Source organism: Pseudoalteromonas sp. DSM 26666 (assembly GCF_900116475.1).
In the GTDB taxonomy this organism is placed as follows: Bacteria; Pseudomonadota; Gammaproteobacteria; order Enterobacterales; family Alteromonadaceae; genus Pseudoalteromonas; species Pseudoalteromonas tetraodonis.
The window spans coordinates 128451-148820 of the sequence record NZ_FPAR01000002.1 but is presented as its reverse complement, the minus strand read 5'-3'; the positions used below and the strand labels follow the sequence as shown (position 1 = coordinate 148820).

The following is a 20370-nucleotide window of genomic DNA, read 5'->3' as shown; positions in this document are numbered from 1 at the left end:
AACTTACCTTATTATTTATATTAACTATTCACAATGTGTTACACAATTAAGTGCTAATTAGTAGCATAGTATTAATTGATAATGGTAGTTTATAAGTGATTTAGTCTTTTTATAACACTAAGCCCATATTTAACAGCAATGGATATAACTAAAATGAAACACATCATCGGCTTAAGTGCAATTGCACTGGCAATATTAAGCGGTTGTTCGAATACCGCCACACTTACTCAATCACCACAAACATCACTTTTATCACCAACGCTTGTTGTCAGTCCTAACGATAACCGTGAATATAAAACACTAACACTTGCCAATGATATTGAAGTGATTTTAGTTTCTGATCCAAGCGCAGAAAAATCGGCTGCTTCATTGAGTGTCGGCGTCGGCCTGCTGCACGACCCAATGAGCCAGCAAGGTATGGCGCATTATTTAGAACATATGTTGTTTTTAGGCACTGAGCGCTACCCTGACACTAAAGGGTACTCTGATTTTATGACTAAAAACGGCGGAGCGCATAATGCCTATACGTGGCTCGATATTACAAACTACATGTTTAAAATTAATAACGATGCGTTTGATGAAGGCTTAGACCGCTTTTCAGACTTTTTTAAAGCCCCTAAGCTTTACCCAGAATACACAGAAAAAGAAAAAAACGCAGTGAATGCTGAGTGGTCAATGCGTCGTGAAATGGACTTTTTTGGCCAATTTAAACTTGCACGTAAAATGATGGGTGAACACCCAGCTAATCGATTCTTAATTGGTAACCTTGAAACGTTAGGCGATAAAGCTGATAGTTCATTACACAAAGAAACAGTTGATTTTTATAATAAATATTATTCATCAAATATTATGAAAGTGGCGTTAATTTCTAATTTACCGCTTGAAGAAATGCAGAAAAAAGCAGAAAAATACTTCGCTGATATTAAAAATAAAAATATTGAAAAGCCAAAAGTATCAGCCAAGCTAAATTTTGATAATGCCGGTGGTAAACGTGTTTTTTACTCGCCAAACGAAGACGTTAAACAATTACAGCTCGACTTTACAATCACTAATAATCAAACTGAATTTGCAGTAAAACCTAATCGTTTTGTTGCCTATTTACTTAGCAATGAAATGCCAGGTAGCCCAGCACAAATATTACGTGATAAAGGCTGGGTATCGCAGTTATCAGCATCTGCTTCACCAAATCAATATGGTAACTATGGCTCTTTAAATGTGAACATAGAGCTGACTGATGAGGGCATGAAAAACCGCGAAGCCATTGTTGCGACTATTATGCAATATATTGATTTAATTAAACGTGAAGGTGTTAATAGTAAGTACTTTAATGAAATTCGCACCTCTTTGAATAACCAGTTTAAATTTTTAGAAAAAGGCGATGAGTTTAACTACGTCAGTGCGCTGACTCAAAGCATGCAAGATTACCCGTTAAATCATGCGATAAACGCACCATACTACTACGCTAAGTTTGATGCTGATGCGGTTAATAATGTACTAAAACAACTTAACGCAGACACCTTACGTGTTTGGTATATTTCTCAACAAGAAGATACTGATTCACAATTACATTTTTATGATGGTAAATACCGAATTAGTGATATTAGCGACGCAGAAATTGCCAGCTGGGAAAAACCAAGTGAATTTAATTTAGCCTTACCAAGTGTTAACAACTTACTGCCAGAGAGTTTTGCAATTAAAACGCAGGCTTTTAAAGAGCAAAAACACCCAGAACTTAGCTATGATAAAAACGGTGTAAAAATTTGGCGCCAAGCAAGCCAGCAGTTTGCAGAGCAACCCAAAGGTTTAGTTGAGGTGTATATCAACACACAAACAGGGTTGCGTGATATTAACTCAACCGTCCTTTATTCTGTGTGGGCAGATTTATATAACACTCAATTAAGTCAGCTACGAACCGAAGCGGCTATTGCCGGTATGAATGTTAATTTAAGCTCAAGCAATGGCTTAGTTTTATCATTAAGTGGTTTTACCGATAAACAAGATACCTTACTTAAACAAGCGTTAGCTGGATTTGACGATGAAATTTCATCACAAGCATTTAATCAAGCGATTGACCGTTATCAACGTGATTTACTCAATCAGCAAAAACAGTTCCCGTATGCACAAGCGTTTAGTGAATATTCAAAACTGACTCGAACCGGTAGTTTTGATACTGACGCGCTTATTAAGGCAGCTCAATCATTGACACTCGCTGATTTACAAGCATTAAAGCAAAGCACCTTAGCGAATAATAACTTACGCGTATTTAGCTATGGTAACTATAATCAAAAAGATATTGATGCCATTGCTGCTGAATTAACGGCTATTTTACCAAATAATCATACAAAATCTGAGTTTGCTCGCAGTAAAGCCTGGTTACCACAACTAGGTGAAGCGCGCGTATTACACAAAGATATTGATGTAGCCGATGTAGCCGTTGTCGATATGACCATTCACCCAACGCCAGGTTACAAACAAAAAGCGCAGGCGGCGGTTTTACAAGGACACTTTAGAACAATCGCGTTTGACAAAATGCGTACCGAAGAACAACTAGCTTATGCGGTAGGGGCATTAGCGCGTCCTATTGAGGATTACTCTGGTATTGGATTATTTATTCAAACGCCGGTTAAAGGGCCAAAAGAAATTCAAGTACGCTTTGATAAGTTCAAAAAAGAGTACGCTTCTGAGCTTAATGCCATGAGTGAAGAGACATTTGCACAGCTTAAAAATGCAACGTTGGTCTCGTTAAAAGAACAGCCAAAGAATTTAAGTGACGAAATGAGTCCATTGATTAACGATTGGTACCGTGAAAACTTTGATTTTGATTCAAAACAAAAGCTAATTGCAGAAGTAGAAAAGGTCACCCTTGCTGATATTAAAGACTACTACCAGCAAACCATGTTAAATCCACAAGCAGCCCGCTTAAATGTGCAATTACGTGGCAGTAAGTTTAGTGATAGCGAGTTTGCTGATTTGCCAAACCAAACTAAAGTGACAAGTTTAGATGCTTACTACAGCGATATAAAATTGCAAAAGTAAGTTGAAATTACTCAAAAACCAAACAAAACCCAGCCATTGTTGACTGGGTTTTGTTTTAACGGCGTTAATTATGGTTTTAGTAAAATGGCTACCATTGCCATGTTAGGCCATAAGTAAAAAGCCAATGATGGCAAAGCCTGCAGCAATTAAGGTATAAGGTAATTGCGTTACAGCATGACTGATCAAATTACAGCCAGAGCCTTGTGCTGCTAGTACGGTTGAATCAGAGTAAAAACAGGCTTGGCTACCAAATGAAGACGCTGAAAGTAATGCGCCAATCACCAATGGAATATTTGCATCAACCGCCGTCGCAAGGGGCATGACAATAGGAATTGAAACCGCAAAAATCCCCCAACTTGAACCCGTCGCAAACGCTAATATCGACATCGCAATAAATACCACCGCAGGTAAATAGCCAGCGGTCATATACGGGCTTAAGCTGCCAATCACAAATTGTGGTAAGCCAATTAAGTCGCATACATCTTTAAAAATAAAGGCGGCAATCACGGTTCCAATTGCGGGGATCATACTTTTAAAACCATCCAGCATACGCTCAATCATTTCGCTAAAGCTCATTAATTTTTGTAACGCATAAAATGGCAAAGTGACAGCCATTGTCGCTAATAGACCTTTGTACACATCTATTTCAAAATATACGGTAAATGCGACTAATAAAATAATCGGCAACAAAAAGTTATATAACTTACCTTTAGGATCCGCATCTTCAAAGTGTTCCTCCGCTGCTTTTACTGCATATTCATCGGCGGTTTGTACTTGAGTATAAATCGCAGGCTCTAAAGTAGGAGCGTGAGTTAGCGCCTGTTGCTCGGCTTTTTTCATGGGGCCAAAAGTAGGGATCACGCCGGCAATAACCAGCACCACAGTCAACACCGCAAACCAGGCATAAAACATGTACGGAATGGCTTGAATATAAACGGCAATGCCTTTGCCTTCTTCTGCAATGCCGTTATCCACTAACAGGCCACCAAAAAATACAGCCCACGTTGACAAAGGGACGAGTACACAAATAGGCGCTGCCGTTGAATCAACAACGTAAGCGAGCATTTCACGACTCACTTTAAATTTGTCGGTGATCCGCTTCATGGTTTCACCCACGGTAAGCGCGTTTAAATAATCGTCAATAAATATCACGACACCCAAACAAAAGGTCATAAATAAGGAGGATCGTTTACCTCGGGTGTACTTTAAAGCCAAACTACCAAACGCAGAAGCCCCTCCAGTGCGTACTAATAAGGCAATAAGCGCACCAAAGCCGCCACACACAAGTATTAACCAACCAATGGTTTCATCAGTCATTACTTTGAGTGATGTGCTGGCAAAATTTGAGAGAACTTTGCTAGGGTCAGTTAAAACAAGGCCAACTAATGCACCAATCAGTAACGATAAAATAGGGCGGCGTAAAACAACAGCCAATACAACCACTACCGCAGGCGGCAGTAGAGTTAACGCAGAAGGTTCAAGCATTTATAAGATCACAAAATTAAAAGCAGATTTAAAAAGTAAACTGCTTATACAAAAACAAAGAAGATGATAAGTTTGTTGTTAAATCATTTTCCAAGTCACTGCTTTTGCACGCGTGGAGGGCACTTAAAAAATTATGTTAAATTAATAGTTTTAGTGAAACGCGTTGGCTTTGGCGCCAGACGGCGCAAGGAATGCATGCCGCTATTGTTGTGCCTTTAAAAACATCGGCGCAAAAGTAATCTTCTTTTTTATTTCAGTCAATAAAAAAATATCGGGTCGTGAAAAATATTATCAGGAGTTATTTTGAATATTGCTTTTACAACAGAGCGCTTACACATACGCTTCGCACAAATAGCAGATGCGGCGGAGTTACTTAAGTTGGTTAATCAGGCTAATTTCACTAAATACATTGGTGATAAAGGTATTTATACCTTAGACGACGCTAAAAAATACATCAAAGACAGTTTTATATCTGCCCATAAGCAGCATGGCTTTGGGCCTTATATAATCGCATTACATGATGAAACACTAGTTGGTATTGTTGGGTTTTATCAGCGAGCTGTTCTGCAATATCCCGACTTAGGGTTTGCGCTAAAAGACGGTTTTGAAAAAAAGGGCTATATTTTTGAAGCGGCAAATACCTTGATAAGCCATAGAAAAAACTTGGGGATTAACCAGGTTACGGCGATCACCCGCAATGATAACCGCACATCAAAAAATGTATTACAAAAGCTCGGTTTTAAAACCCAAGGTCAAGTGATCATAGAAAGCACTAACATTGCGGTAGATGTATATTTACTTAATACAGAGCGAAATTAAATTCGCGCTTTTTCAATTTCTTTTGCCGCAAGGATGTTGATTTGTTGCCACATTTTTTCAAGAGTAGCCACCAATGAATCATAGCCATCATCATCGATTGGCATAACAGATGAAAAATTATGGATGCTTAGTAAACGCCTACCCGATTCTGGGTGAGTGTAGTATAAACGCCATAGCCCTGAAATATCTGCATTACCTTGCAGATCACCGTTAAAGTGGTGTAGTTCGTATTCTAATTCGTAAAATGTTTGTTGCTGTTGGTCAGTAATAACGGGTAAGCCTTTAATAACCATCCAGTTTGTCATGGTATTAAATAATGTTTGCTGCGCGCTGGCACTGAGCATAACATCTGGCGACTCACCCCATAGATGATAATTAGCAGCATGGATTTGATTACTATCTACTTTCATAGCAATACCCCGATTATTCAATGCGCCTCTTAGGGTGACTGTTTGCACGCGCAGTTGTGCCTGTGTATCTTGCACATTTCGCGAAGAGTCATTAATGGGCTGCTCAAATTGGTAATACTGAATTGTTGTTTGAATAGCAGAGCTGCAACCACTGATAAAGATCACACCCGTTAAAAGTAAAAATAGTGCCTTCATTATTGCTTCCTCGGTTGTGGATCGTTAGGTAGTGATTTGTCAAAAATAAGCATATTAGGTTGCTCGTTTAAGCCACGAGTAAGAGGCTGAAACTCTTCTGTTAAAAGTTTAATTTGTAACAGTGTTTGCTCAAGTTGGTAGTGCATTTGAGAGCCTGCTTGATAGCTTGCCATGGTTTTATCAAACTGGCGCATGGTTATTTCAAATTGTTCCATACTTTTGGTTATTTTTTCGAGATTACGATTAAAGTCGCCCGGTAAATTTTGTGTATCGGGCTTATTTAATAACGTGCGCATCTCACTGGCCAGAGCTTGATACTCGCTAAACGTAGTTTGCATTTTGGCTAAACTGTCTTCAATTTTTAAATTATTCACTTTATTAAGTACATCCGATACTTGATCGGCAAGCACCGTTATACCGCTCGATACACTAGGAAACACATCGTATTGAGCAAGTTTTTTAAGCTCGCTTTTTGGGGTGTCGGTATAAAAGTCAAAATCGACGTAAACTGCACCGGTTAGCAAATTACCCGGTTTAAGTGACGCTCTCATGCCATTTTCAATCCACTCGTTAACGCTTGTTTCCCAATACTCTTTTGCTACCGAGGTGATATGGTATAAACGACCATATTCTACTTTTATCAATACCGGAACTGCGGTATTTTTAGCGCGAAAATGAGCCGGTTTTCCATCTATAATTACATTGGCGGGCGCTTCAACCACTGTGCCTACGCGAGTACCTCTATACTCAACTGGCGCACCAACACGGAGTCCTCTAATCGATTGTTCGAATTCAATAAGGTAATAATCAAAATCATAAAAACGCTCTTCTAAAGCTTGCTTATAACTTTGACTCAAAGAAAAGCTATGACCATCTTGTGCTAAATCGCCAGGGGCTTGCTGATCAGGTAAGCCAACAGAAATACCGCCTTTTAATAATTTGCTTAGTGAACCGGTATTAATATTTATGCCATCAGCAGAAAGATCTATCTCAATACCTGAGTTAACCCAAAAAATAGAGTTTAAAGTGATCAGGTTCTCATAGGGGGCTTTAATAAAAATACCGTATTGCATTGCTTGGTTTTTCCAATCAAAGGTGGCGGTTTCTATTTGGCCTATTTTGTAGTTTTTAAAAAATATACCAGTACTCACATCAAGTACCTCAGCATTGTAACTGAGTAACTTAAAGCGTCCACCTTGAACATGTTTACCAATTAATGCGGGCTCTTCTTGCAGGGTAAAGCGCTTTTTAAGTCGGTTACTTTCTCCCGGTGAAAACTCTAAATAAACCCCTGAAAGTAGGGTACTCATACCACTGATCCCAGTTTCATCAATGCGTGGCTTTACTACCCAAATACTGGCATCTTCGGTGAGTAAATTATCATAGTTTTTATCTATTTGTGCTCGGGCAATTACACTGTCTTGGCTATCAGAAAGGCGGACGTGATCAATTTGACCTATTTTAACACTTCGCACTTTTATTTCTGTTTTACCAGCAATAATCCCCTCTGCTTGGGGCATAGTGATGTAGATTGTTTGCCCTTTATTTAATTGATACTGATAAAGCATCCAAACACCAACAAATAAGGCAACCACAGGAATAATCCAAATTGCAGAAATACTTGATTTTTGTGCTACGTTAGCTGTTTTAGTCATGCTTTATTCTCTGCGTTATTATTTTTGGTGAGTCCCACAGTAGGCGAGGGTCAAATGCGTGTGCCGCCATCATTTGGCATAATACCATAACGGTAAAAAAGACGATGCCCAAACCGGGTGTAACCGACATTAAGTTTCCTAGCTGCACCAGTGCAACTAATATAGCCACAACAAACACATCAATCATAGACCATTTACCTATAAATTCAGTAAGTTGATACACTTTTGTGTAACCTTTTGTATGCAGGTTGGCGGGTTTTGTAACCATAAAGCACAAAAAGCTCAAAATAAGCGCTTTGGCTAACGGTACCACCACACTGGCAAAAAATATAATAATAGCAATAGGGTATGAGCCGCTATTCCATAACGTAATAACACCCGAAATAAGGGTTGCAGGTGTTTCATCCCCTAGGCTAATAGTGTACATAATGGGGAGCAAATTCGCAGGAATATAACAAATCAGAGAAGTAACTAACCATGCAGCCGCTTTTTGTACGCTGTAGGGGTTTCTTAAATACGTTTTACTGTGGCAACGAGGGCAGATTGATTCAACGCTCAGTTGATGGCAAACATGGCAGGCTTTTATATTCTCATCAATAGCCCGCTCAGCGGTTGAAGTATTTTTAAGTGTAGTGGCAGGGCTTACTTGTGACCACAGCCTAGCACGATTTAAGCGCGTTAATGCACTAACATAAAAAATAACAAATCCCACATAGGCAAAAAAACTGATACCAAAGCTAACTTCAGCCAATGACATTATTTTTACCATGCTAACTAAAACACCAATCAGAAATATTTCTGACATGATCCAAGGCTCTAGCGTTAAAGCGAATTTTAATAGTTTTCTTGCAACTGCTTGCGGCAGTGCTTTAAGTGCGCCTAAATGCAAAGGGATCAAAATAATCAGCAAACTCATAGGCAGAATAATAATGCTGATATCGATAAATAGGCCGAGTAAGTCACTATCATAGTTAAATAAAATCCGTGCTGCGTCGGGCAGGGTAATAGTTTGGGTAATGCCATTACTACTAAAAGAGATAAATGGATAAAACATACTGCTGAGCAACATTAATAATGCGCTTAAACTCAGTGCGACTATTTCAGTGTCATGGTTTATATTAATACCGCGGACTTTATGGCTACAGCGTGGGCACAATGCCACTTGTTTGGCATTAATCTCGGGAATATCAATGATAAGATCACAGCTTGGGCAGGCAGTTTGCAAAATGTTAGCTTATAATTAATTCAATAATTTAAATATTGCTATAAATAATAGTTAAATACAAACGCTGCGGCTAAATTACTAAAGAAAAGTAACCCCAATAACTGAAAATAAAAACGGATTAGGTGAAAGTGTGAAAGTTGTATTTTTATTGGCCTTAGTGTGTTTATGTGGTGATAGTTTTGCATTTGTTAATGATAATAAGCAGCAACGAGTCATCATTGCGGCTAACCCTACTGTTGTGCCTTATGTAATAAGTGAAAATGATTCAGGTATTCAGCTCGAGATTGTAAAGGCAGCACTTAACAATCAAGACATAAATGAGGTTGATGTACATTACATGTCAAATCAGCGTGCAGATGCTTTATTGAATCAAGGCCATGTTGATATTGCATTAAATTACTCGGGTATTTTAATTGCTGGCATATATCGAAGCCAATCGGTTGTTAGTTATGAGAATGTGGTGGTGAGTCTTAAAAAGAGTAACTTCACTATTAATACTATTTACGATCTGGCGACTAAAAGTGTTTTAGCATTTCAAAATGCGCCTGCTTATTTACCCAAAGAATTTGGTCACAACTTAGAGAACTTGAGAGGCTATGAAGAAGTATTCAATCAACAAGCGCAGATACACCATTTAATGGCAGGGTGGGTTGATACGATTATTCTCGATAGGCGTATATTTCTTCACTACTTAAAGGAATATCAAAAAACTAATGCCACTAAAGATTTTGTTATTCATGCTATTTTTCCACCTGCGGCAAGGCCTGCGTATTTTAACAATGATTTGCTGAGACAGCAGTTTGACAAAGGCTTAGCAAATATAATTCAAAGCGGTGAATATCGCACCATAATGCTTAACTTAGATAAGCAATATACCCAGCGCGACTTCACTGCTCTTTAATTAATCAAATAAGGCAACCGTTTGGCGGGTGAGTGCAATAAGCTCACCGGATTGCGACCAAATACAGCCATCTTCTAAGCCATAGCCATCTTTTGAATGATGAGTGATTGCTTCAAAACCCAACCATTCACCTGGCACTAAATTAGGCGCTTGTACAAACTCTAAATACCACGACATGCTACTAGCCGGTGCAGGTTGCTTAAACATTTGCAGTAATGTTGGCGGCCATGCGTCAGTAAGAGCAATAACATGAGCTTCTGTAATTTCTTCAGGCGTGTGTTTAAATCGCATCCAACCACCAAGGTGAGAGGTTTGCGCACTACTAAACGGCATGGCGCCTTGTTGCGGGCATAAATCAACATGCTGAAAAAATTCTGGCATTTTCCCAGGTACAAAGCCTAAACAATGGCCTTCGTTTACAGGGTGTAAGGTTAACGACTTTGATACTGGCACATTAATTGATGAGTTACGATTTTTGGCGAAACAGGCCTGCACGATGACACACACCGCATCATCTTGAATCGCTTTGGCGAGCACTTGGGTACTGCTTTTACCTTCACGTAATATTTCTACCGATAAAGAAAACGGTTTTTCAGCCAATAATGGCCCTACAAAGTTTGTACTTAAAGAAAGCAGTCTTCTTGATGAATCAACTTTATTGCGCATTGCTTGATAAAGTAGCGCAGCAGAGAGGCCACCAAAAGCAGTACGACCTTGGCACCAGTTAGCAGGAAACTGCATGGTATTGGTTAACGGGTCAGTTTCCTGACTCGCTTGGGCTGCTTGTTTTAATAATTGTTCAAAGTGCACAAATAATGTCCTTTTGCTGTTATTTGCTAAATTTATATCACACCCAAACTCATCAGACCAGACAATAAATAAGCTCCCAAATTACAAAAAATGAGCAATCCCTACTCTTTTTAGGGTTATTTAGTAAATAAATTAAAAAAAATGCGTTTTTTTTCATTTTTACAGTTGAATTAAGTTTGTGGCATCCCTATTAACTAGTCATCGAATGTATTAACGAATTTAGAAGTTGGAGAAGATTCATGGGTAGAATTATTGGAATCGATTTAGGTACTACTAACTCTTGTGTTGCAGTACTTGATGGTGACAAAGCACGTGTTATTGAAAATGCGGAAGGCGATCGCACAACCCCGTCTATTATTGCTTACACGCAAGACGGTGAAACGTTAGTAGGTCAACCTGCAAAACGTCAAGCGGTAACTAACCCAACAAACACGTTATTTGCAATCAAACGTTTAATTGGTCGTCGCTTTGAAGACGAAGAAGTACAACGTGATATCGGCATCATGCCTTTCAAAATTATCAAAGCAGATAATGGCGATGCATGGGTAGAAGCAGGCGGTGAAAAACGCGCTGCACCACAAATTTCTGCTGAAGTACTGAAAAAAATGAAGAAAACGGCTGAAGACTTCTTAGGTGAAGAAGTAACTGAAGCGGTAATCACAGTACCGGCATACTTTAACGATTCACAACGTCAAGCTACAAAAGATGCGGGCCGTATTGCGGGTCTTGAAGTAAAACGTATTATCAATGAGCCAACAGCTGCAGCCCTTGCATACGGTATGGATAAAAACCGTGGCGAAAACGTAGTAGCGGTATACGACTTAGGTGGTGGTACTTTCGATTTATCAATCATTGAAATTGATGAAGTTGAAGGCGAGCACACATTTGAAGTACTTGCGACAAATGGTGACACTCACTTAGGTGGTGAAGATTTTGATAACCGTGTAATCAACTACTTAGTTGCTGAATTCAAGAAAGATCAAGGTATCGATTTACAAAATGATCCGCTTGCTATGCAACGTGTTAAAGAAGCAGCAGAGAAAGCAAAAATTGAGCTTTCATCAGCACAATCTACAGAAGTTAACCTTCCGTACGTAACCGCTGATGCATCAGGTCCTAAGCACATGAACGTGAAATTAACACGTGCTAAGCTTGAGTCACTGGTTGAAGACTTAGTGACTAAGTCGATTGAACCGCTTAAACGCGCACTAGCTGATGCTGACCTGTCTGTGAACGATATCAACGATATCATTCTAGTGGGTGGTCAAACGCGTATGCCACTTGTTCAAAGAACAGTTGCTGAATTCTTTGGTAAAGAACCACGTAAAGACGTTAACCCTGATGAAGCGGTAGCTGTGGGTGCTGCGATTCAAGGTGGTGTACTTGCAGGTGACGTGAAAGACGTACTATTACTAGACGTATCACCATTATCTCTAGGTATTGAGACGATGGGGTCAGTAATGACAGCACTGATTGAGAAAAACACTACGATTCCTACTAAGAAATCGCAAACATTCTCAACAGCAGAAGATAATCAATCTGCAGTAACTATTCATGTGTTACAAGGTGAGCGTAAACGTTCAAGTGATAACAAATCGCTAGGTCAATTTAACCTAGAAGGCATTCGCCCAGCACAACGTGGTACGCCACAAATCGAAGTAACATTCGATGTTGATGCCGATGGTATCTTACATGTATCTGCAAAAGATAAAGATACAGGTAAAGAGCAAAAAATCACTATTCAAGCATCTTCTGGCTTAAGCGATGAAGAAGTTGAAAAAATGGTTCGTGATGCAGAAGCGCACGCTGAAGACGATAAAAAGTTTGAAGAGTTAGTAGCTGCACGTAACCAAGCTGATGCACTTGTTCACGGTACACGTAAGCAAATTGAAGAAGCGGGTGATGCTCTACCAAGCGAAGACAAAGACGCGATTGAAGCGGCTGTTGTTGACCTAGAAGCAGCAATTAAGAGTGACGACAAAGCAGAGATTGAAGCGAAAACGCAAGCGCTTGCTGAAAAGTCTCAAAAGCTAATGGAAATCGCTCAAGCTAAAGCACAACAAGCTGGTGGTGACGCTGGTGAACAACAACAGTCAGCTAAACAAGATGACGATGTTGTTGATGCAGAGTTCGAAGAAGTTAAAGACGACAAGTAATTGTTGCTAACGCTTCTCGCTAATTTAAAACACATGACCAAATCAAGTGTTTGAGTTAGGATGAACACATGAGGCGCGTAGGCTAAAGCTTAACGCGCCTTTTGCATGTAAAGAGAAGTGAATAAAACGCTTTAAAAATTCAATGATAAATCGATATGATTTATCGGTTTGTCCAGCAGCTAACGCTGTAAATAGAAAAGAGTAGTGTGATAGATATGTCAAAACGCGATTATTACGAAGTCCTCGGCGTAAGCAAAGATGCGAGTGAGCGAGACATAAAAAAAGCGTATAAACGCTTAGCGATGAAATATCACCCCGATCGTACCGCCGGTGATAAAGACCTTGAAACTAAATTCAAGGAAGTTAAAGAAGCTTACGAAATACTGACTGATGCGCAAAAGCGTCAAATGTATGACCAATACGGCCATGCAGCCTTCGAACAAGGTGGTGGCGGTGGTCACGGTGGCTTTGGCGGCGGCCAAGGTGATTTTGGTGATATTTTTGGTGACGTATTTGGTGATATTTTTGGTGGCGGCGGTGGTCGACGTCAATCACGCCAGCAACGTGGCTCAGATTTACGTTACAACATGGACTTAAGCTTAGAAGAAGCGGTTCGTGGTAAAGAAGTTGAGATTAAAGTACCTACTTGGGTTAGTTGTGAACCATGTGATGGCAGTGGTGCTAAAGCGGGTTCAAAGCCAAAGACATGTACAACCTGTCATGGTGCAGGCCAAGTACAAATGCGCCAAGGTTTTTTTGCCGTGCAGCAAACCTGTCCGACGTGTCATGGACAAGGTCAGATCATTTCAGATCCTTGTAATAAATGTCATGGGCAAGGCCGTGTAGAAAAAACTAAAACGCTATCGGTTAAAATCCCGGCAGGCGTAGATACTGGCGATCGTATTCGCTTATCAGGTGAAGGCGAAGCAGGCATGCATGGTGCACCAGCAGGTGACTTGTATGTGCAAGTATCTGTTCGTGAACACAAAATATTTGTTCGTGAAGCTAATAATTTATATTGTGAAGTACCAATAAGCTTTACCACCGCAGGCCTTGGCGGTGAAATTGAAGTGCCAACGCTTGATGGGCGTGCAAAGCTTAAAATACCGTCAGAAACACAAACGGGCAAAATGTTCCGTATGCGTGGCAAAGGTGTTAAGTCAGTACGCAGTGGCGCTCAAGGCGATTTAATTTGTAAGGTTGTGATTGAAACGCCAGTTAATTTAAACGAGCGTCAACGTGACTTACTTAAAGAATTAGATGAAAGTATGGGCAAAGACAGCTCAAAAAACCGTCCTAAAGAGCAAGGCTTTTTTGATGGGGTTAAAAAGTTTTTTGATGACTTAACTAAGTAATTAGTCGGATCAATAGACCCTAATATAAACGGCGCTTTTTTAGCGCCGTTTTTTTATGTTTAATGTGCTAAATTATTAGGGAAATTTATTTTGGACTTTATCAGATGACCCCCGCTATAGAGCAGCTAAAAAAAAGCGATATTAAGTTTGACATACTTAGTTACGAGCACGATATAAACAATACTAATTACGGCCTCGAAGCGGTTGAAAAGCTAAATCTAAATAGCGCCCAAGTATTTAAAACCCTAGTGCTTGAAACCTCAGAGCAACAGCTTATTGTAGCGGTGACTCCCGTCACTCAGCAGGTTAATTTAAAACAGCTTGCGAAGCTTTGTACAGTAAAAAAAGTGATGATGGCAGACCCACAAAAAGTGCAGGCGAGTACCGGTTATATTTTGGGAGGAGTAAGCCCCCTTGGCCAAAAAAAACGGCTAAAAACATACATACACTCCAGTGCGTTAGATTTTGAAATGATATATGTTAGTGCCGGAAAACGAGGGTTAGAAGTAACACTAAGTGCAAAAAGCTTAGCACATGTAACCCAAGCTTCGTTTGGAATTTTTTAAACTTTTTTTAGCTAAAATAAGGGGATACAAGTATCCATCTGATTACTTGCGGCAATAGGTATTGTTAACTAATGTTGTTACTACACATAACACGTTTTTGTTAATACCTTTTAGATTGGCGTGTCGCCTTTACTTTGTTTTAACGAAAATTTGCTCGCAGCTATTTTGGTAAAACATACGCATGAAAATACTTGTTGTTGATGATATGCCGTTAATGCGTCATGTATTAATTAATATGTTAAGGCAGTTAGATTATAAAGATATTGTTGAAGCCACAGATGGGCTTCAAGCATTAAACATACTGCAAAATAAAATGTTTGATTTGGTTATAACAGATCTTCATATGCCTAAAATGGATGGCATTACTTTACTTGATAATATTAGAAAAGATGCCGAGCTGAAAAACCTTCCTGTACTTATGGTGACCTGTGAAGATAGTTCTTCGACTGTCAAAAAAGCGATTAATGCTAAAGTGTCAGGGTTTATCGTAAAGCCTTTTAATATGAATGTGTTATCAGCTCAATTAACCCGTTTATCGATAAAAGCCTAAAGCGAATCGTTTATAAAGTAGAGTTATCTACCGACTGTTTAAAAAATATATTAGCGCAACAGCCATTCATTATTTTCTACCGCTGATGTGATAGCATTATGCTATTAACTAATCGTAAAGTAATTATTGAGGAAGTATGGCTAAGCCCAATAAAAAAGGGCCTACAAAAACGGTCGATATATTTTGTTCTGCGTGTAAGGCACCGTTATTCAAATACCGTAAAGGTGGCAAAGGTGCTTTAGTAAAATGTTTTATAGAAAGAATAACCCAAGATCACACCCATACTGAATGCGTATGCCCAGGCTGTGAACGACCTTTTGCCCGCCCTACAATTATAAGAGGAACCCCTGCCTATAAAATGATTGGTGGCAAAGTCACGTTTAAATAAACGTTTTGTTTATAGTCTAAAGTAGTGAGGGGCGGACATAAGCCCTTGTTTGCTTTTATTTCACTGGTAAACTTCGCTGGTTTTGCTGTTTCAATGATTGAAAAAAACCCTCCCCATGGATTGGGCCAGTCAGTTGGGTTTTAAAATGGAAAAGGATAGACGTGTGATCGCACTTTTATTTGATATTGTTGGTATGAGTGGCACTTTTTTAGTGGTTGGTTCATTTTTTTTGCTGCAACTAAATAAAGTTTCACCTAAAAGTTTAACGTATAACTTAATGAATTTAAGTGGCGCTATTTTGTTACTTATTAGCCTTTGTTATAACTTTAACTTAGCAAGCTTTGTGATTGAAATATTTTGGATTGCAGCCTCATTAATTGGCTTATACAAATACTTTAAAGACAAACCTGTCGTTGTAAAAGCGTAAATTAAGCTAAAACAGCACACCTTAAAAGGTGATTAAACCGTGGAATGTAATATTTCACGGTTTTTTAGTTTCAGTACAATTGTTAACAAAAAGTTTCTTCTGCAAAGGGGGATAACTCGTTACAATATTGGCTATTACTTATTATTGGCATCATAGTTGTCATAGGCGTTTATGTTCTCCATCCCCAAAAAAATTATTTTTGCCTGTATATTGTTAGTACTATTATTGGTGGTCACCTTTTCGTTTGGTCGTGCTTATGATTTAGGGCAAGCCAAAATTCAAGCTGATCAACAAGTCATCCAATTAAATAATTATATCGATAACGAACTCGCTCGATTTGCGGCTATCCCTCAGCTGCTAACTGAAAATAACGTATTGATTGGTTTTACTAATAATGAATCACAACACTTTAATGCAATTAACAATTACCTTGCTGATATTCAACAAGCCAGTGGTGCCTCAGATGTATACATACTAGATACTCATGGCGATGTTATTGCCAGTAGTAACTGGCAAACCGACTATACATTTTTAGGTAGTAACTTTGCATTTAGACCTTATTTTAAACAAGCGTTTGCCGGTGAAAAGGTCGCATACTTTGCACTTGGTCAGCGCTCAAAAGAGCGCGGAATTTATTTTTCTCAAGCTATTTACCTAGATGGAAAAGCCATTGGTGTGGTGGCGCTTAAAATTAATGTCGCTAAATTTGAAAACGATCGTTCGCTTTTAAATACCTCAAAAGGAAGCCATTTTTATTTGCAACTTGCCGATAATATTATTGCCATGTCGGATGAACCCGAATGGCGTTTAAATAGTTTTACAGAGCTTGATATTACCGCGCGTCGTGATATTAAACAGCGCCGTGCTTACTTAGATCATCAACCGCTACAAATTAAACAACAGCGCTACAAAAGCCAAGGCATTGAGCAATTTAAAATTGCTAAAGATGAATACGTTTCCGCCTCAAGACCCTTAACTCATCTGAATGCAACCATGACAGTGCTTGTTGATATTTCAAACATTAACGCCTTACAGGTGCCTAGATTACTATGGCTAGTGTTATTTTATTGGGTGTTTATTTTTGTTGGATATAGCTTATTGGCACGCTTTGCCGGGTATAAAAAATTACTGTATTCGCGTCACAGTTTAGAGCTTGAGGTACTAGAGCGTACCCAAGCACTCGAAAAAGCCCAAACCGCATTAGTACAGTCGGCAAAATTAGCCACTATTGGGCAATTGAGTGCGGGCATTAATCACGAAATTAACCAACCGCTCAGCGCAATGAACACCTATTTAGCCAGTGCTAAAATTTTCCTAAAAAAGGGAAAGCTCAACGCATTAAGTGAAAACTTAATCATTATTGAGAATTTGGTAGAGCGGGTGCATAAAATAGTGGCGCAGCTTAAACACTTTAGTAAACCGGCGGCCATGCAACTTCGGCCTCATCCACTGTCGGCGTTATTAAACAATGCGTTGATGATCACCCATCCGCAACTTAAACAAGACGATGTTAACGTAAGTACACCGCAGTTTTCGCAAGAGATCACGGTGTGGGTTGATGCATTAAAATTTGAGCAAGTACTGGTTAATGTGATCACCAATGCATCACAGGCAATGAAAGGTGAGCCAGTTAGAGAGCTCAGTTTTGATGTTGAATGCTTTGAAGAGCGCGTTAAGCTTTCTATTTTAGATAGTGGCCCTGGTATTGAGCATCATGTGCTGGGGTCTATTTTTGAACCTTTTTATAGTACCAAATCAAGTAACGGTTTAGGGCTGGGCTTATCGATTTCAAAGCAAATTATTGAATCATTTAATGGTTACTTAACTGCACATAATCGTCCTGAAGGCGGTGCGCAATTTATTATTAGTTTATCAAGCATAGAGGCCACTAAAAATGATTGAAGCCGTTGTTTGCAAACAGATTATTGTTATTGATGATGAAGCGATGATCCGCGATTCATTGAATCAGCTATTAACGCTCGAGGGTTATGAGGTACAGTGTTTCAGTGATGCAAGTGTTGCCTTAAGTCGCTTAAATCGCAGTTTTTGTGGCATTGTACTTAGTGACATAAACATGCCCACTATGGATGGTTTAACCTTTATTGAGCAGGTAAAAGCATTCGATAGTGAACTACCCGTGATATTTTTAACCGGTTATGCTGATGTTTCTGTTGCGGTAAAAGCGATGCAACTAGGCGCGTATGATTTATTTGAAAAACCACTGAACGAAAATTTATTAGATTGTATTGCCAGAGCCTCAGATAAACGTGCCTTAGTAATGGAAAACAGAGCGCTGAAGCGCGCGGTTGAGAAAACGTCGGCGCCCGGTGTGCGTATTTTAGGTGATACGCTTAAAATGCAGCATATGATGAACCTACTCAACACGGTGATTGATACACCAGCTGATGTGCTGATTGAAGGTGAAACTGGCACAGGTAAAGAATTGGTTGCCCGTTATTTACACGATCATAGTAACCGTTCAAGCTGTCAGTTTGTGGCTATTAACTGTGGCGCAGTCCCAGAGCAATTAATAGAAAGCGAACTGTTTGGGGCTATCAGCGGAGCCTTTACTGGCGCAACACACGATCGCAAAGGTAAATTTGAGTTTGCTCAAGGCGGCACCGTTTTTTTAGATGAAATTGAAAGCACTCCTTTATCACTTCAAGTTAAATTACTGCGGGTACTCGAGGAGCGAAAAGTCACCCCCGTGGGTGCAAATAAAGCCATCGAGCTTGATATTCGTATTGTCGCGGCCACTAAGGTCGATTTACTTTCGTTGGTAGAAAAAGGTGAATTTAGAGCCGATTTATATTATCGATTGAGTTTAGTAAAAGTCAGTATTCCTGCATTAAGAGACAGAAAAGCAGATATTCCACTGTTATTTAAGCATTTTAGTTCTATTGCTGCGACCCGCTTTCATAAACCGTTAGGGGCGCTCAATATTGAACTACAACAACGTTTACTAGCGCATGATTGGCCTGGCAATGTGCGGGAATTGAGAAATCAAGCCGAGCGCGCGGTATTGCTAGGCCCCGATCTGGCATTTGCACAAAGTGACTCAAGCAACAGCACGCTATCATTAGATTTGAGCCTAGCCGAAAAGGTCAGCTTTTATGAGCAATCCTTAATTGAAGAGGCGCTAGAGCTTAACCATGGCAGCATTAAAGACACCATGACAACCTTACAAATTGCGCGTAAAACCCTCTACGATAAAATGAGTAAATATAACCTTAATCGAGATATGTTCACCGATTAATGGGTGGAAATGGTGATATTGAGTGTTTTTTATGTGTGGAAACCCGCACATTTCAATGTTTATTTTTAAACCTTTATTTTTTAAATCACTGAAAATTATTGTTATTTTTTAGTTGGTCATGTTCTTGCTTTGTAGGTGCAGACAACAAGTAGCATCACATAATTAGGACACATAATGAAAAACAATATATTCCAAGGTTCAGTACTTGCTGCGTTATGCAGTGCTGCCACGTTACCTGCAACCACTTTTGCTGCAGACTACACAGTGTATGGTAAAGCCGAAGTACAAATTGCTAACACCGATACAGGCATAATGCGTTACGCTGACGAAGGCACGCAAATAGATGCCCCTTTTTCGCGTATTGGCATTAAAGGTGACCATAAATTAAATGAGTATTTTACCGCGGTATTTAAATACGAAGTTCAAGTAAAAGGTTTTGAACACGACGACACCAATGAGCCTTTTGCAGCACGCAATACTTACCTTGGTCTAAAAGGTGCTTTTGGTGAAGTGGTGGTTGGGCGAAACGACACGCGCTTTAAATATTCAGAAGGTAAGCTTGATAATTTTAACGAAACCCAAGCTGATATTGCTCAAGTAATTGCAGGGCAAGACCGCTTAGGCGATACCATCACCTATACCTCTAAGTATTGGCATAACGCGCAGTTTTCATTTACCTATGCGCCAAAAGATGACAACAAAGATAACGAAGCAGGATTTGCTGCTACGCTAATTTACGGCGACCGTAATTTAAATAAAACACCTTACTCTATTTCAATCAGCCATGTTGATTCGCTTAATAACATTAAAGCAAGCCGTATTGCGGGTGTGTATAAGTTTGAAAAATTACAATTAGGGGCATTGTACCAGCATTCAGAATCGATTGACGGCGCTAAGTCTGGCAACGGTTATGTACTAAGCGCAAGCTATAAGTTAGACAAATGGGTACCTAAAGTACAATTTGCAAAAGATGATTCAAAACTACGTCAAACCTCAGACGCTTCACAGTGGACTACGGGTGTAGATTATGTATTTGACAAGCAAACCACAGCTTACCTTTTATACACTGACCTCGACCTAGAAGAAAATGCTGATAGCAGTGTTGCACTTGGTCTTAAATATAAATTTTAAGGGCT

At 39.5% G+C, this 20370-nt stretch carries 17 protein-coding genes; 12 read left to right on the top strand and 5 right to left on the bottom strand.

Going from position 1 to position 20370, the window contains the following annotated elements:
- Positions 1–153 precede the first annotated feature (153 nt).
- Positions 154–3036, top strand: coding sequence for an insulinase family protein (locus tag BM380_RS04650; protein WP_090493219.1), 2883 nt, complete (start codon positions 154–156; stop codon positions 3034–3036).
- A 102-nt stretch (positions 3037–3138) separates the two neighbouring features.
- Here the strand turns inward: BM380_RS04650 and BM380_RS04645 are convergent, their stop codons facing one another.
- Positions 3139–4521 (bottom strand): Na+/H+ antiporter NhaC family protein, encoded by a 1383-nt coding sequence (locus BM380_RS04645; protein ID WP_090493217.1) that lies wholly within the window; start codon positions 4519–4521, stop codon positions 3139–3141.
- Positions 4522–4824: 303 nt separating this feature from the next.
- On the opposite strand from BM380_RS04645, the gene BM380_RS04640 reads away from it, so the two are divergent.
- Positions 4825–5340: a GNAT family N-acetyltransferase gene (locus BM380_RS04640; protein ID WP_090493216.1), complete on the top strand. Its 516-nt coding sequence runs from the start codon at positions 4825–4827 to the stop codon at positions 5338–5340.
- Here BM380_RS04640 and BM380_RS04635 read toward each other — a convergent pair.
- The 3 genes from BM380_RS04635 to BM380_RS04625 are packed head-to-tail and all read right to left on the bottom strand — an operon-like array spanning position 5337 to position 8762.
- Positions 5337–5945 carry a PqiC family protein gene (locus BM380_RS04635; protein ID WP_028834116.1) on the bottom strand — a complete coding sequence of 203 codons (609 nt, stop codon included), beginning with the start codon at positions 5943–5945 and terminating at the stop codon, positions 5337–5339. The two genes, BM380_RS04640 and BM380_RS04635, sit on opposite strands and share 4 nt — an antisense overlap.
- Entirely contained in the window at positions 5945–7600 is a 1656-nt protein-coding gene (gene pqiB, locus BM380_RS04630) for an intermembrane transport protein PqiB (protein WP_090493214.1), read from the bottom strand. The genes BM380_RS04635 and pqiB overlap by 1 nt, the downstream gene beginning before the upstream one ends.
- Positions 7593–8762 (bottom strand): paraquat-inducible protein A, encoded by a 1170-nt coding sequence (locus tag BM380_RS04625; RefSeq protein ID WP_254772057.1) that lies wholly within the window; start codon positions 8760–8762, stop codon positions 7593–7595. The genes pqiB and BM380_RS04625 overlap by 8 nt, the downstream gene beginning before the upstream one ends.
- A 193-nt stretch (positions 8763–8955) precedes the next feature.
- Here BM380_RS04625 and BM380_RS04620 point away from each other — a divergent pair, with 193 nt between their 5' ends.
- Positions 8956–9726, top strand: a complete 771-nt coding sequence (locus BM380_RS04620) for a substrate-binding periplasmic protein (protein ID WP_090493210.1) — start codon at positions 8956–8958, stop codon at positions 9724–9726.
- On the opposite strand, the gene BM380_RS04615 is transcribed toward BM380_RS04620, so the two are convergent.
- The gene (locus BM380_RS04615) at positions 9727–10536 is read right to left on the bottom strand and encodes a thioesterase family protein (RefSeq protein WP_008464384.1); all 810 of its coding nucleotides are present in this window, start codon (positions 10534–10536) and stop codon (positions 9727–9729) included.
- Positions 10537–10775: 239 nt separating this feature from the next.
- Here BM380_RS04615 and dnaK point away from each other — a divergent pair, with 239 nt between their 5' ends.
- The 9 genes from dnaK (at position 10776) to BM380_RS04570 (ending at position 20365) form a co-directional block, all read left to right on the top strand.
- The gene (dnaK, locus tag BM380_RS04610) at positions 10776–12692 is read left to right on the top strand and encodes a molecular chaperone DnaK (protein ID WP_013463167.1); all 1917 of its coding nucleotides are present in this window, start codon (positions 10776–10778) and stop codon (positions 12690–12692) included.
- 215 nt (positions 12693–12907) lie between these two features.
- On the top strand, positions 12908–14047 hold the full coding sequence (dnaJ, locus tag BM380_RS04605; RefSeq protein ID WP_090493208.1) for a molecular chaperone DnaJ: 1140 nt from the start codon (positions 12908–12910) through the stop codon (positions 14045–14047).
- A gap of 104 nt (positions 14048–14151) precedes the next feature.
- Positions 14152–14613 carry a Cys-tRNA(Pro) deacylase gene (gene ybaK / locus BM380_RS04600; protein WP_090493206.1) on the top strand — a complete coding sequence of 154 codons (462 nt, stop codon included), beginning with the start codon at positions 14152–14154 and terminating at the stop codon, positions 14611–14613.
- 181 nt (positions 14614–14794) lie between these two features.
- Entirely contained in the window at positions 14795–15163 is a 369-nt protein-coding gene (locus tag BM380_RS04595; RefSeq protein WP_090493204.1) for a response regulator, read from the top strand.
- A 136-nt stretch (positions 15164–15299) separates the two neighbouring features.
- Positions 15300–15551, top strand: a complete 252-nt coding sequence (locus BM380_RS04590) for a hypothetical protein (protein ID WP_013463170.1) — start codon at positions 15300–15302, stop codon at positions 15549–15551.
- A gap of 163 nt (positions 15552–15714) precedes the next feature.
- The gene (locus tag BM380_RS04585; protein WP_029609945.1) at positions 15715–15978 is read left to right on the top strand and encodes a CBU_0592 family membrane protein; all 264 of its coding nucleotides are present in this window, start codon (positions 15715–15717) and stop codon (positions 15976–15978) included.
- Positions 15979–16149: 171 nt separating this feature from the next.
- A complete protein-coding gene (locus tag BM380_RS04580) occupies positions 16150–17880 on the top strand; it encodes a sensor histidine kinase (protein ID WP_090493202.1) in 1731 nt (576 codons plus the stop codon).
- The gene (locus BM380_RS04575; protein WP_028834110.1) at positions 17873–19234 is read left to right on the top strand and encodes a sigma-54-dependent transcriptional regulator; all 1362 of its coding nucleotides are present in this window, start codon (positions 17873–17875) and stop codon (positions 19232–19234) included. The genes BM380_RS04580 and BM380_RS04575 overlap by 8 nt, the downstream gene beginning before the upstream one ends.
- Before the next feature lie 174 nt (positions 19235–19408).
- Positions 19409–20365, top strand: a complete 957-nt coding sequence (locus BM380_RS04570; protein WP_028834109.1) for a porin — start codon at positions 19409–19411, stop codon at positions 20363–20365.
- Positions 20366–20370 lie beyond the last annotated feature (5 nt).

Coding starts and splice junctions, on each gene's coding strand:
- BM380_RS04645 (WP_090493217.1), bottom strand. CDS start 4,521: ATGCTTGAACCTTCTGCGTTAACTCTACTGCCGCCTGCGGTAGTGGTT.
- BM380_RS04580 (WP_090493202.1), top strand. CDS start 16,150: ATGTTCTCCATCCCCAAAAAAATTATTTTTGCCTGTATATTGTTAGTA.
- BM380_RS04635 (WP_028834116.1), bottom strand. CDS start 5,945: ATGAAGGCACTATTTTTACTTTTAACGGGTGTGATCTTTATCAGTGGT.
- BM380_RS04650 (WP_090493219.1), top strand. CDS start 154: ATGAAACACATCATCGGCTTAAGTGCAATTGCACTGGCAATATTAAGC.
- dnaJ (WP_090493208.1), top strand. CDS start 12,908: ATGTCAAAACGCGATTATTACGAAGTCCTCGGCGTAAGCAAAGATGCG.
- BM380_RS04590 (WP_013463170.1), top strand. CDS start 15,300: ATGGCTAAGCCCAATAAAAAAGGGCCTACAAAAACGGTCGATATATTT.
- BM380_RS04595 (WP_090493204.1), top strand. CDS start 14,795: ATGAAAATACTTGTTGTTGATGATATGCCGTTAATGCGTCATGTATTA.
- BM380_RS04575 (WP_028834110.1), top strand. CDS start 17,873: ATGATTGAAGCCGTTGTTTGCAAACAGATTATTGTTATTGATGATGAA.
- BM380_RS04570 (WP_028834109.1), top strand. CDS start 19,409: ATGAAAAACAATATATTCCAAGGTTCAGTACTTGCTGCGTTATGCAGT.
- ybaK (WP_090493206.1), top strand. CDS start 14,152: ATGACCCCCGCTATAGAGCAGCTAAAAAAAAGCGATATTAAGTTTGAC.
- dnaK (WP_013463167.1), top strand. CDS start 10,776: ATGGGTAGAATTATTGGAATCGATTTAGGTACTACTAACTCTTGTGTT.
- pqiB (WP_090493214.1), bottom strand. CDS start 7,600: ATGACTAAAACAGCTAACGTAGCACAAAAATCAAGTATTTCTGCAATT.